Genomic DNA, 11,739 nt, shown 5'->3' with positions numbered 1-11,739 from the left:
ACGCTTCATCCCGTCGTCACAAAAAAATGGCGGGATGAAGCGTTTTAAATTAGACAATGGCCACATATCTATCGTTAAGCAATAACCTAGCCAACAATTATTCTTGTGGCAATCGATAGGTCAAATACTGATCGAGAAATTGTTTGACATGTTGTTGATAGGCCTCTGGATCAATCCAGAAACTTTCAGCATGTGTCGCATCTTTCACGATCCACTTTTCCTTTGGACCCTGAGTCGCATCATAATTGGCTGCCAGCATTTCCGCAGGAACGAAAATATCTTTTTCACCATGAATGAAGAAAATTGGCCGGCGATTATGTTTGAGTTGCTCGGCCGATGAAACCTGCGTCAGACTAAACCCTTGTTTGCGTCGATTGATTGCGTTCACCGCTGGCAAAAACGGGTATTTTGGTAGATGGAAATTCCGTTTGAGCAAGTACACCAACTCGTCGTCAATGCTGGAATAACCACAATCCGCAATGATACAACGTACCTGCTCTGGGAGGGCTTCCCCACTCATCATCTCAACCGTGGCGCCGCCCATCGACACACCAAACAAGACAATCCGCGCATCCTGACCAGTTTCTTTGATAATGCGCTGAATCCAATCCAAATAATCCAAGCGGTCCAGCCAGCCAAACGTAATGTAGCGACCTGCTGAGCGGCCATGCGCCCGATCATCTGGCAACAATACGTTATACCCTAACTCATGAAACATTTTCGCGTAGTTGGCCATCGTCTCGCCGTTGCCCTTGTAACCGTGTGAAATGATCACCGTGTCCGTCGTTTGCACATCAGCTGCTAAATAAGTAGCTGCTAATTTACGCGCAGCATCATCTTCGTGCAAATGCCAAGCCTGCGTTGGCTGATTACGTAGCCAGTCAACATAGCCGTAGTAGGCATCTGCATATTTCTGCTTTTCCTTCGAAGTTTCAGGAACCTTGTTTACGCGGTTGAAGGCGTACCGATACAGTTGTTCTGAAATGCCGGCAACGCCTGTTGCAATCACAAACGGCGCTGCCAAACTGACCATTGTTCTCTTTTTCACTGTCAATCTCCAATCCCTGAGTGCGGCACCATTGCCGTTTGAACACTACTTTGACGAATGCTCGTGCCTGCCGAGCCAATAGTAACTAATTACTACTGCCAATACACAAGTAATCACACTGCTAATCCAACTCGCCAATACCTGATTCCAAGTGTTCCAGTAGCCCGCGCTCACTAAACTAAATACTGATATTAATCGTAATTGCTGCGACCAGTCAAACATTAACCGTCCAACGGCAATAAAAAAGGTTAACCCAAATGTCGCGGCTAGCGACCACCACATTGTCGCCGTGTAGCTTGCCTTATGAATGCCAATGACTTCATAAATCACCTGACCGCTTGCTATCAGTGGGAACAGACCTAATTGCATTTGCCAGTATTGTTGCCAAGGAAAGGCAACGGTGTGTCCTAAAAATAGTGTTCCAGTAGTTAGTAATGTCACTTGATTAACGACCATCAATGCTATATCAACACAAAGCGTCATTAAAAAGACGTTTTGCCAGCGGTGTTTGCCCGTCACATTGCCATTTTCCTTTTTTGCCAGGCTAAGTAAAATGCCAGGCACAACCCATGATAAAAAGAACACAAAAACGCGTGTTTGCGCTAATATTGGCACAACCGTTGCAAACTCAACACCACGTAATGACGCTAGCCAGCTCGTGAGACCAAGCGGCAATACGATGGCACAAGCGCATAGTAGCCAAAATAAACGATTGCGTTTTAATTGATTCATCATAGTGGTCATTGTTGTCACGATCTGCCTCCGGCCCTCTTACTAACATTTTTTCAGTAAATGGCGTATAATTTTCGTTTGGACTTTCATCATTTCGAATGTATGTTTCAATCTATTTTAGCGCTAACGTGTCTGACTGTGCCAACTTCATAATTGACTGAGGCAATCACTGTCTTCGTTAGTGTCACTTATCTATTTCATTGTCAAAACGATTTTTATAATTGTTTACATAAACGTTGTTCACAAGGAGGCTTTTTCGTGTCCAATTCATCATCCGAATTTAAAGTGGTTGATGCCAATGGCAAACCTTATAACCGTTTGCTTCTCATCATCACAATGCTCATCGGGACATTTAGCACATTTATCGTGCAGACGACCCTGACCACCGCATTTCCAACCCTAATGCGCACGTTCAATATCGACGCCGATTCCGTTCAGTGGTTGACTACCGGATTCATGTTAGCGATGGGCATTACCATCCCTATTTCTGCATTTCTTCTGCAACGGTATAGTTCCAAAGCACTGTACTTAACCGCGATGGCCATTTTCTTTGTTGGAACCTTTATTTGTATGATTGCGCCGACGTTTGGCGTGCTTCTAGCCGGCCGTTTGATTGAAGCCGTCGCTGTTGGAATCACCGCACCGACGTTTCAAACAACGATGCTGACAATTTTCCCGCCTGAGCGTCGTGGCTCAGCAATGGGCTTGGCTGGAATTGTTATCGGATTAGCACCTGCTATTGGACCTACCTTGTCTGGATGGTTATTGCTGAACTACTCTTGGCGAGCATTGTTCGTCGTCATCTTGCCATTCCCAGTCATCGTTTTCACTCTTGCCATTTTCACCATGCGCAAGATTTTTCCAACCAAGAAGACCAGCGCAGATTGGATATCCGTCGCACTGTCCACAATCGGTTTCGGGAGCATGCTTTACGCATTCAGTAGTGTTGGGGCTAGCTCATGGACTGCACCAAAAGTGTATATCACACTGATTGTCGGGATTATTTTCGTTGGCTTATTCATTTGGCGATCACTGACAATTGAAAATCCGCTACTGCAACTACGGGTGTTCAAATCACCGATTTATACCCTGTCTGTAATTGAAGTGGCCGTTGTTAACATGGCCATGATGGGCGCCGAAATGGTGGTACCGCTCTATATTCAAACAGTTCGTGGTGAATCAGCCTTTCATTCTGGATTGATTCTGTTGCCCGGAGCGTTAATGATGGGAATCATGACTCCCATTACCGGTCGCATCTTCGACCGCATTGGCGCACGACGTTTGGCAATTACTGGGATGTTCTTACTGACGATTGGAACAGCGTTCTTCGTCACATTGACGGAAACAACACCGATTATCTTCGTTACCATCCTGTACACCATCCGGATGTTTGGAATCTCAATGGTCATGATGCCAGTGACAACCACTGGCATGAACGCTTTACCATTAAGCCTCATGAGTCACGGAACATCTGTTAACAACACCGGGCGTCAGGTCTTCTCGTCAATGGGAACGGCCATCCTCATTTCCGTGTTAACAAACGTGACCAACTCAAACATGCCAGCTAAGTCGTTGCTGCACAGCACGCCCCTTACTTACGGAACACATGCTTTATCCGCAACACTAGCGGGGTATCATGCGGCCTTCCTTACCGCAACGATCTTTGCATTAATTGGCCTCGTACTAGCCTTCCGCATTAAACCAGGTAACTTAAGGAGGCGTGGATAATGGTCATTATCACATTAATTATTGCAACGCTTGGGTTATTTTGGGCCGTCGTGCTTCTCAATGGTCATCAATTACGCCGCTGGCTAATTGGTGTTTTCCTAATTTTATTCTTGGGCATGATTGGTTTACTGATTGCAAACGACAATTTTCAGTACGGCATGATAAAAACGCATCAACGGACGACATCAACGTTGGTCTCCAGTATTCCGAATCAACCAGCTAGTGTGCCTAATGTCTTTCTCTATCAACCATTAGGCAATGGGACAGAAAAGGTCTATCTGTACCGGACCAACACATCGCAAGCCCAACCGCAGGCAGTACCAACTAAGCATGTCAGCTCTAAACTAAAAACAACGACGAGCGATCAGGCAACTTTAACCGTAACCACCACTCGTTGGCAATATCGTAACGATTGGCAACATGCGCTGTTTGCCTTTTCTGGCGAGCAAAACCGTGTTTCCCATCGTGATTACACATTCCGTTTGCCACAAACGTGGTTAAGTCTTAGCACCACTGAGGCAAAACAACTTGCCAAAGTTATGAAATCACCTGCCCAACAACAAGCGATTAAGGCAAAGGTTACTGAACAGGTAGCTCAGGCCGTTAAAAAAGATCCTAAAATGTCTGCTGCAAAACGTTCTGCGTTGATTCAGAAGACAACAATCGCCGTAATTAAAGCGCAACTAAAATAAAAAACATTTAAAAAGAGTGGCGACTTAGCTTAACTAACGAATTGATAAACTGTTAGTTACGTTAAGTTGCCACTCTTTTCTTATTCTTGATGGCGTTTCTGCGATAGGTCCCGCTGGAAACGACTACAACGTTCCCACAGCCGCTAGCTCCACCAAGTTTTGATCCGGGTCACGAACATATAAAGATGTCATCGTCCCCCTTGCACCGTGGCGCACCACAGGACCAGTTTCGATAATTAAATGTTGCTGCTCTGCCCATGTGACTAAAGCGTTCGGTGTCTTATCCGTCATGAGACAAAAGTCACTGCTACCAAACGTCGGCTGCGCAGCTACCGGTAAATGAGGATGGGCTTTTATCTGAAGATTAATTTTCTGATGCGTAGACAATCGAATCGCTGTCCGACCATCCTCAAATTGTTCAATGGTCAATCCTAACCGGTCCCGATAAAATTTCACGCTCCGCTCAACATTGGCCACCGTAAGGACAAAATGATCAATTTCAAACGCACTCATTTTTTGTCAGCTTTCTTGCGGCTACCGGCATTCTTTTTGGTGTTGGAAATATTATCCTTTTTATTGCCAATTTTCCCTTTAGCCCGCAACTGATCAAGATGTTCATACAAAATGCCTTCACGAACTCCATTCTCCGAGAAAATAACACGGCCGGCATCCAAGAATCGCATAATTGTAACAATTGGCGTAATCCCTGCCGCAATAATATCTGCGCGATCCTTTGAGAGACCAGGAATAGCCTTTCGCTCCGCCAAGTTATGTTCAATAATTTCTGCGTAAACATTGTCAACTTCGGAAACGCTCATGCGAAAACCATGAATATCCTCAAAGTCGGCCACATTCTTTTGTTTTCGCCGAATCTTTGCCAAGGTTCGGTTTGAACCGCCCAATGCGACGAGCGGTAAATTCTGTCCCCGTTGCAGCCACCACAGTCCATTGAATAATCGTTGAACGGCTGTCGACAGTCTAAATAAGTCAACTGCAGCGAGCTGATCCAAGCCGTGCTTTAAAAAGGTTTCCGACAAGTTGACTGAACCAAATGGCAAACTCACTAAATTTTGTTCCCGTCCGTTTTGAACCAAAACCAATTCACAAGAAGCACCACCGGTATCCATAATGACGCAGTTAGTCACGGGTAACGTATTGATCACGCCTAGATAGTCGTAATGCGCTTCTTCCGTACCGGAGATCACTTCAATGTTTAAGCCATGAACCTCTGAACGTACCCGATCCAAAAACGCCTTTTGATTGGATGCATTGCGGACCGCCGCCGTTGCCACAGCCTTTAGCGTTAGATTGGGGAGTTGTGAATATTCTTCATAAAAGCCCTTCAGTGCTTCAATGGTTCGATCCATTGGCGCCTGTTGTAACGCGCCAGACTGTCCCATGTCTTCTGACAAACGGACAAACTGTTTGCTCATTTGGCTACGTTTAAAGCTACCATCGTCGTTGATTTCCGTAACTGTCATCCGACACGAATTGGAGCCTAAATCAATGACCGCAAAATTTTCCACAATTGCCCTCCTTATCAAACTCGCTCAACATTTAATCTCAAGTTACTCGTCATCAGAATCGTCATCAGTAGCCACTTCATCCAAAGGCCGCATCAGCGGTACGAATGGCGTCTGCGGTTGACTAGTTGCCAGCTTAGCATCTGCCTGAGACTTACGAGCTGCCTCTTTGATCAAGCTATCCTGAACATCTAATGGTGCCAAACCACGCCGGTCCACCTTTTGCCACGTACCATCCGCATGTAACACGCGCGTTTTGACATTATCATGCCACATTTGATCATAAATGTGGCCTACCCGTTCCTTAATATCATCTTGGAGAATCGGAAAGAGTAATTCTACCCGACGGCTAATATTACGTGTCATCAGATCAGCTGATGATAAGTACAATTGATGCTCGCCATTCGCATAAAAGTCATAGATACGGCTGTGTTCCAGCAAGCGGCCAACGATCGAATGAACGGTAATGTTATCAGATACACCAGGCACACCGACCTTTAAACATACGATACCGCGGACAATCAGGCTTATTTTAACCCCAGCGGCCGAGGCTTCATATAATTTCTCAATCATACCTTTGTCGGACAGTGAATTCATCTTCATCTTGATGGCCGCCGGTAAACCAGCCTTAGCGTTGGCGATCTCATCATCAATGCGATCGTACAAGAAGCCACGTAACGTCGTCGGTGCAATAGCTACCCGTTCAAAGTGATCAGGCTCGCTAAACCCCGACAACATGTTAAAAATGTTTGAAGCGTCAATGCCCATCAGTGGATCTGCTGTAAACAGGCCCATGTCAGTATATAAGTGCGCCGTCACATCGTTATAGTTCCCCGTTGCCATGTGCATGTATCGTTTGATGCCGTCGGGTTCTTGACGAACGACTAACAGTAACTTACAGTGCGTCTTTAAACCGACCAGTCCATAAATAACATGACAGCCCTCACGTTCAAGCATTTGTGCCCACTTCACGTTATTCTCTTCATCGAAACGTGCTTTTAATTCCACAAGCACGGTAACTTGTTTCCCATTACGTGCGGCCTGAGCCAAGTACTTAATGATTGGTGATTGTGAAGAAACCCGGTACAGCGTCATTTTAATGGCTAACGTGTCAGGGTCTGTCGCCGCTTCATGCACAAACTTCACGACTGGATCGAAACTATCATACGGATGCTGAACGAAAATATCGCGTTTTTTAATTTCGTCAAACAGATTATCCTGTCGCAACGCTGGTTGAATATAACCGGTGAACGACGGATACATCAATTCGCTGTGTCCTTTCACCTGCTTAACCAGCTTGCTCAAAAAGCGCAAATCGATGGGACCCTTAATGTCATAAACGTCCTTTTCTCGTGCCTGCAAATCGTGAATCAGTTGTTTTCTCAACTGTTTAGACATATCAGCTTCGATTTCCAAACGCATAACTTGCGTATGATCGCGAACAGCTAGTTCATGTTCAACTTCCTTTAGTAGGTCGCTGGCATCTTCTTCGGTCACGTCAAAATCCATATCGCGAATCACACGGTACGCACGCGCCTCTTTCACTTTAAAGCCAGAAAATAACTCACCCAAAAAGTGCTTGATGACTTCTTCTAACAAGATAAACTCGTTCGCGCCAGGCAAACTAACCACTCGGTTAAATGTATCAGGTACCTGAATCGTTGCAAAACGGTGTTCCTTTTTGCCGCTTTCTTCATCCTTGGTATTCTTAACCAACCGCAAAGCAATGTTTAATGTATTATTACTGATAAACGGAAATGGCCGGGAAACATCCACTGCCATTGGCGTCAGCACTGGGTACAACACTTCACGGAAATACTGTGTTAGGAAACTGACCTGAGCAGAATTCAATTCGTCATACTGACGCAAATGAATACCAATTGTTTCCATCTGGGGCACGATTGACCGATTTAACGTACTATATTGTTTCTCAACCAATTGATGAACCTTTTCGCTGATTGCTTCCAGCTGTTCACTAGGTTGCATCCCCGACACATCTGGCTTGGTGTAATTAACATCTTCCATCTTCCGCAGTGAGGCCACACGAACCATGAAAAATTCATCTAAGTTACTTTGCGTAATCCCAATAAACCGTGCTCGTTCCAGCAAAGGATTATTTTTGTCACGCGCTTCTTCCAATACTCGGTCGTCGAAGTCAACCCAGCTTAGCTCCCGGTTGACATATAAACTTGGATCTGAAAAATCCATCCTTATCCCTCCTGTCGGTTCAACTCTCCTATATTGATTCAAACCGAATACGTGTCATTTCGCCACTGCCGCTTAGCAGTTCTTTAAAAATCGATACACCACTAAAATCGACCAGTTCTCCTCAAAATCGGCGTCATGCCGTAAACCTCTTCGAAGAATTTACGTTTGCCATTGAAAGTCCAAGTTTCCAACTCAATGTCATCATTAGCGGTGGCATGGATGATGATCTCTGGCTTCTTGATAGAAACACTGATTTTAGAAATCTTATGCAGCCGACTGTCATCTAGCGCATCTGCCAAACGTAAAATAGCCGCCAGCTTTACCATCACTAACCGATTATCCATTGTGATGTTAAAACGGCTCAAATCAGCCGATACCGTTTCAGAACTGTGGTACCGGGCAATAGCGGCCACTTCCACCTGTTCATCAGCGCGCAAGCCCAACATTTCGGAGTGATTAATAATGTACTCGGAGTGAAAAGCATGTTGCGTACTATCAATGAACAAACCACTGTCCTGCAAAATAGCGGCCAATTGGAGTAGCAGACGCTCACGAGAACCCAATCCATGAATCTTCTTCAAACGGTCAAACAGCTGGGTTGCAAACAACACGACAGACTGTTGGTGCCGTTCATCGACGTGAAATCTACGCGCCAACTCATAAGCGGCCCCCAGCATAACCTGACTGACCGCATCGGTATTCCGTGGATGTTTCTTCCGACTCATTTCTTCATCTACGACACACCCATCAATCACTTTAAAGTCAGTTAAGTGAATGGACTTTGTGTGCAAATGATTGAAGACCTCATCCAGTAATAGGAAAAGTGGTAACACCTCATTAACTTGGTCAGCCGGTAGATTGTTTTGGTTCAACATGTCCTGCGGCGTCATTTGTACAACTGACTGGAATTGTTTATCGAAGTCTTTGCGACTTAATTGAACGTACCGTTTACCCTTGGGAATAAGGTTCTCCAACAAGTTCAGTTTGGAACCCATCAAAATAACCTTGTCAAACGGCTCATCGGGTAAGTATTGATATAGACTCACTAGCTTTGAATGCAAATAATCGCTAAGGACTTCCTGATAGGACTCCACTTTATGCTCTAAATTCTGCAACTGGGTCGCAACTTGAAGCGGGCCTAGGAACAACTCCCGGGTTAACGTTAAGTGCCCATCAACAAACATCATGAAATGCACCATGCTGGCACCAACTTGCATCAACACGGTTCGACCACTAATGAGTTCGTTGAAGTTGGACAACAACTGCGCTGCTTCATAAGAAAACAGCGATTCCTCATTGACCGTCATAAAATGCAAGGTCACGCCCGTCATGATGTAGATGTGATCACGAATATAATCAATGTTCTCCGCTCTGGTAATTGTATGTGAGGCCACCAGGCGATAATCCGTCACGTTATAATCCTTCAGCAATTGCAAGAAACGCTGAAGAATCGTGACAACTTCGTCAGACCGTTCCGGGTCAATTCGTTTCCCCGCAAACAAATCGTTGCCTAGATGAATGGGTGCACTGACCCGCTCAATGACTGCTTGTCTCTTAACATCAACGATAATTAGCTGCATGTCCTGCGCGCTAATCACCATTGCGCCATATAAACTTCCTTTGGCCATGACATCCCCCCTCTTACTTATTTCACGCTTTTTTGTCCGTTTGCAAATGATTCAAAATTTCATGCAACTGCTGTTTTTGTTCGTCGGTAACCGTTGGATATTCTGGCTTCAAGGCCGCTAATCTGGTCGTTAAAATGTCTGAAACAACCATCCGTGAATTCCATTTAGAATCCGATGGAATGATGTACCACGGATTTTCCTTTGTAGCCGTGTGATTCAGCATATCTTCATAGGCCTTTTGGTAATCATCCCAAAAGGCACGTTCCTTGATGTCAGCCGCGGAAAACTTCCAGTTCTTATCAGGCACTTCAATGCGTTTTTCAAACCGACGTTTCTGTTCGTCCCGCGAATAGTGGAGAAAGAACTTCACCATGATAAAACCGTTGTGCTTTAAATATTCTTCAAAGTGAGTGATGTCACGAAAACGTTGATTAAAAAAGTCATCCGTGACGTCGCTAAGCTGGTTAATGCCAGGCAAATGCTGACCCAATAATATTTCAGGATGAACACGGCTAATCAACACGTCCTCATACTGGGAGCGGTTGAAAATTTGAATACTGCCGCGACGTGGGAGTGCAGAAGAAATTCGCCATAAATAATCGTGGGCCAACTCGTTACTCGTTGGTTGTTTGAAGCTCACCACTGATGTCCCTTCTGGGTCTAAACCGCTCATCACGTGACGAATCATGCTGTCCTTACCAGCCGCATCCATTCCTTGCAACAGCACAACCACACCATAGCTAGATTGTGCATATAAACGCGACTGGAGATCGGCCAATTTCGTAATGTTGTCAGCTAACTGAGCCTTGATTTTATCCTTGTCTGGCACGGGGCTTGGCAAACTGGTTGCTTGATTCTTTAAATGAAGCCGTTCACTACCATCAAAACGATATTCACTTTCATAATTCATCCTACCCACTCCCAACTTTCTTGCTAAAATCCTTGGCCGTTTCATGTTAACTTCCTGCCAATTTTCTTAGCAATTCTCTTGCTAACTTTATTTTACTGGCTTCCCTAACAAAGTTAAATCAAATTAATCAAAAACACGCCCCTTTTTGGAAATTGTCGAAAAACTTGTTCTCGAGTGAACAAACTATGCTACCGTTATGATGTAAGTTTGTTTGATTCGTCAGTGTTCGTTGTCCTTACGAATTAGACTGAAAACACGGTGGCATCGTCCACAAATACGGAGGATTCTCATGATTAAAATGGTTGCTTTGGACTTAGACGGCACTCTATTGACGAGTGACAAAAAAATCAGTCCACGTAATGAAAAGATTTTAAAACAACTCCATCAGAAAGGCATCAAAGTGGTGCTCTGTACTGGTCGACCAATCAACGCCATTTGGAAATATATTGAACAGCTTGGTCTTACTAACGAAGACGATTACACCATCACATTTAATGGCGCATTAGTTATTCAAAATGTGGGCCACCAAAAGCTATTTCAACAAGGCATTAGAAAGGAAAATTTATCCTTACTCCACGACTACTGCAGTGAACACCACTATCCACTCGACGTCTTGGACTTTGAACAGGTTTGGCCACTGGCTGACTTGCCTAACTCCTATTACGAAAAAATGCTCAACGCGGGGTTAACCTTTACTCACCGTGATTTCAAAGACTTACCCGAGGGTGACTACAGCAAGGCTGTCATGTCCTACGACCCAGACGTACTGGACGATGCCGTTGCCAACCTCACGCCGGCAATGACAGCCAAATATCACGCAGTTCGCTCACAACCAAAGATTCTTGAATTTTTGGATAAAGACATGGACAAACATGTTGGCCTTAGCGCTTTGTTGAAACACTACAACATGACGTTTGATAACCTGATGTCATTCGGTGATGCTGAAAACGATCTAGGTATGTTGAAAGCAGCCAAAGTTGGCGTAGTTATGGATAATGGCAAACCCGAAATCAAAGCGGCGGGCACCGACGTTACGGGTAACAACGATGACGACGGTGTCGCTCAATTTTTAGAAACGTTTGCCTTCTAAAAATTGACGGAACCATCTTCTCATACACTTAACATACGTAAAAAAATTGGCTATGTTCGTTTGAATTGAACATAACCAATTTTTAATAGACTGTCACATATTTTTACCTAAAAGCATAGGAGGTTTATATGAGGTAGATTGCAAATTTAATCCGAATTTTTGGACAAATTTGTCAGCATA

Annotated in this window: 10 protein-coding genes; 3 read left to right on the top strand and 7 right to left on the bottom strand. The window is 44.6% G+C overall.

Going from position 1 to position 11,739, the window contains the following annotated elements; all coding sequences use genetic code 11:
* Window positions 1-97: 97 nt before the first annotated feature.
* Together GB992_RS09070 and GB992_RS09065 are read right to left on the bottom strand one after the other, a co-directional pair.
* Window positions 98-1,033: an alpha/beta hydrolase gene (locus GB992_RS09070; protein ID WP_191989550.1), complete on the bottom strand. Its 936-nt coding sequence runs from the start codon at window positions 1,031-1,033 to the stop codon at window positions 98-100.
* Window positions 1,034-1,093: 60 nt separating this feature from the next.
* Window positions 1,094-1,801 carry a hypothetical protein gene (locus GB992_RS09065; RefSeq protein WP_161002159.1) on the bottom strand — a complete coding sequence of 236 codons (708 nt, stop codon included), beginning with the start codon at window positions 1,799-1,801 and terminating at the stop codon, window positions 1,094-1,096.
* A 237-nt stretch (window positions 1,802-2,038) separates the two neighbouring features.
* On the opposite strand from GB992_RS09065, the gene GB992_RS09060 reads away from it, so the two are divergent.
* Both GB992_RS09060 and GB992_RS09055 read left to right on the top strand, forming a co-directional pair.
* On the top strand, window positions 2,039-3,508 hold the full coding sequence (locus GB992_RS09060) for a DHA2 family efflux MFS transporter permease subunit (RefSeq protein WP_161002158.1): 1,470 nt from the start codon (window positions 2,039-2,041) through the stop codon (window positions 3,506-3,508).
* Window positions 3,508-4,200, top strand: a complete 693-nt coding sequence (locus tag GB992_RS09055) for a DUF4811 domain-containing protein (RefSeq protein WP_161002157.1) — start codon at window positions 3,508-3,510, stop codon at window positions 4,198-4,200. The genes GB992_RS09060 and GB992_RS09055 overlap by 1 nt, the downstream gene beginning before the upstream one ends.
* A 123-nt stretch (window positions 4,201-4,323) precedes the next feature.
* Here GB992_RS09055 and GB992_RS09050 read toward each other — a convergent pair whose 3' ends face one another.
* From GB992_RS09050 to GB992_RS09030, 5 genes are all read right to left on the bottom strand, one after another.
* On the bottom strand, window positions 4,324-4,713 hold the full coding sequence (locus GB992_RS09050) for a VOC family protein (RefSeq protein ID WP_161002156.1): 390 nt from the start codon (window positions 4,711-4,713) through the stop codon (window positions 4,324-4,326).
* Complete coding sequence (locus GB992_RS09045) at window positions 4,710-5,729, bottom strand: Ppx/GppA family phosphatase (RefSeq protein WP_225439185.1); 1,020 nt, start codon at window positions 5,727-5,729, stop codon at window positions 4,710-4,712. Before GB992_RS09045 ends, GB992_RS09050 begins: the two co-directional genes overlap by 4 nt.
* 39 nt (window positions 5,730-5,768) lie before the next feature.
* Window positions 5,769-7,931, bottom strand: coding sequence for an RNA degradosome polyphosphate kinase (locus GB992_RS09040; RefSeq protein WP_161002154.1), 2,163 nt, complete (start codon window positions 7,929-7,931; stop codon window positions 5,769-5,771).
* Between the two features lie 101 nt (window positions 7,932-8,032).
* Entirely contained in the window at window positions 8,033-9,559 is a 1,527-nt protein-coding gene (locus tag GB992_RS09035; RefSeq protein ID WP_161002153.1) for a Ppx/GppA phosphatase family protein, read from the bottom strand.
* 22 nt (window positions 9,560-9,581) lie between these two features.
* Entirely contained in the window at window positions 9,582-10,469 is an 888-nt protein-coding gene (locus GB992_RS09030) for a polyphosphate kinase 2 family protein (protein WP_161002152.1), read from the bottom strand.
* 289 nt (window positions 10,470-10,758) lie between these two features.
* Here GB992_RS09030 and GB992_RS09025 point away from each other — a divergent pair, with 289 nt between their 5' ends.
* On the top strand, window positions 10,759-11,559 hold the full coding sequence (locus tag GB992_RS09025) for a Cof-type HAD-IIB family hydrolase (RefSeq protein WP_161002151.1): 801 nt from the start codon (window positions 10,759-10,761) through the stop codon (window positions 11,557-11,559).
* Window positions 11,560-11,739 lie beyond the last annotated feature (180 nt).

This window comes from Furfurilactobacillus milii (assembly GCF_009863985.1).
In the GTDB taxonomy this organism is placed as follows: Bacteria; Bacillota; Bacilli; order Lactobacillales; family Lactobacillaceae; genus Furfurilactobacillus; species Furfurilactobacillus milii_A.
This window is presented reverse-complemented; position numbering and strand designations above follow the sequence as displayed.

Excerpts from the sequence above, each read along its gene's own strand:
- GB992_RS09035 (WP_161002153.1), bottom strand. The coding sequence starts at position 9,559 with ATGGCCAAAGGAAGTTTATATGGCGCAATGGTGATTAGCGCGCAGGAC.
- GB992_RS09055 (WP_161002157.1), top strand. The coding sequence starts at position 3,508 with ATGGTCATTATCACATTAATTATTGCAACGCTTGGGTTATTTTGGGCC.
- GB992_RS09050 (WP_161002156.1), bottom strand. The coding sequence starts at position 4,713 with ATGAGTGCGTTTGAAATTGATCATTTTGTCCTTACGGTGGCCAATGTT.
- GB992_RS09030 (WP_161002152.1), bottom strand. The coding sequence starts at position 10,469 with ATGAATTATGAAAGTGAATATCGTTTTGATGGTAGTGAACGGCTTCAT.
- GB992_RS09070 (WP_191989550.1), bottom strand. The coding sequence starts at position 1,033 with ATGGTCAGTTTGGCAGCGCCGTTTGTGATTGCAACAGGCGTTGCCGGC.
- GB992_RS09025 (WP_161002151.1), top strand. The coding sequence starts at position 10,759 with ATGATTAAAATGGTTGCTTTGGACTTAGACGGCACTCTATTGACGAGT.
- GB992_RS09040 (WP_161002154.1), bottom strand. The coding sequence starts at position 7,931 with ATGGATTTTTCAGATCCAAGTTTATATGTCAACCGGGAGCTAAGCTGG.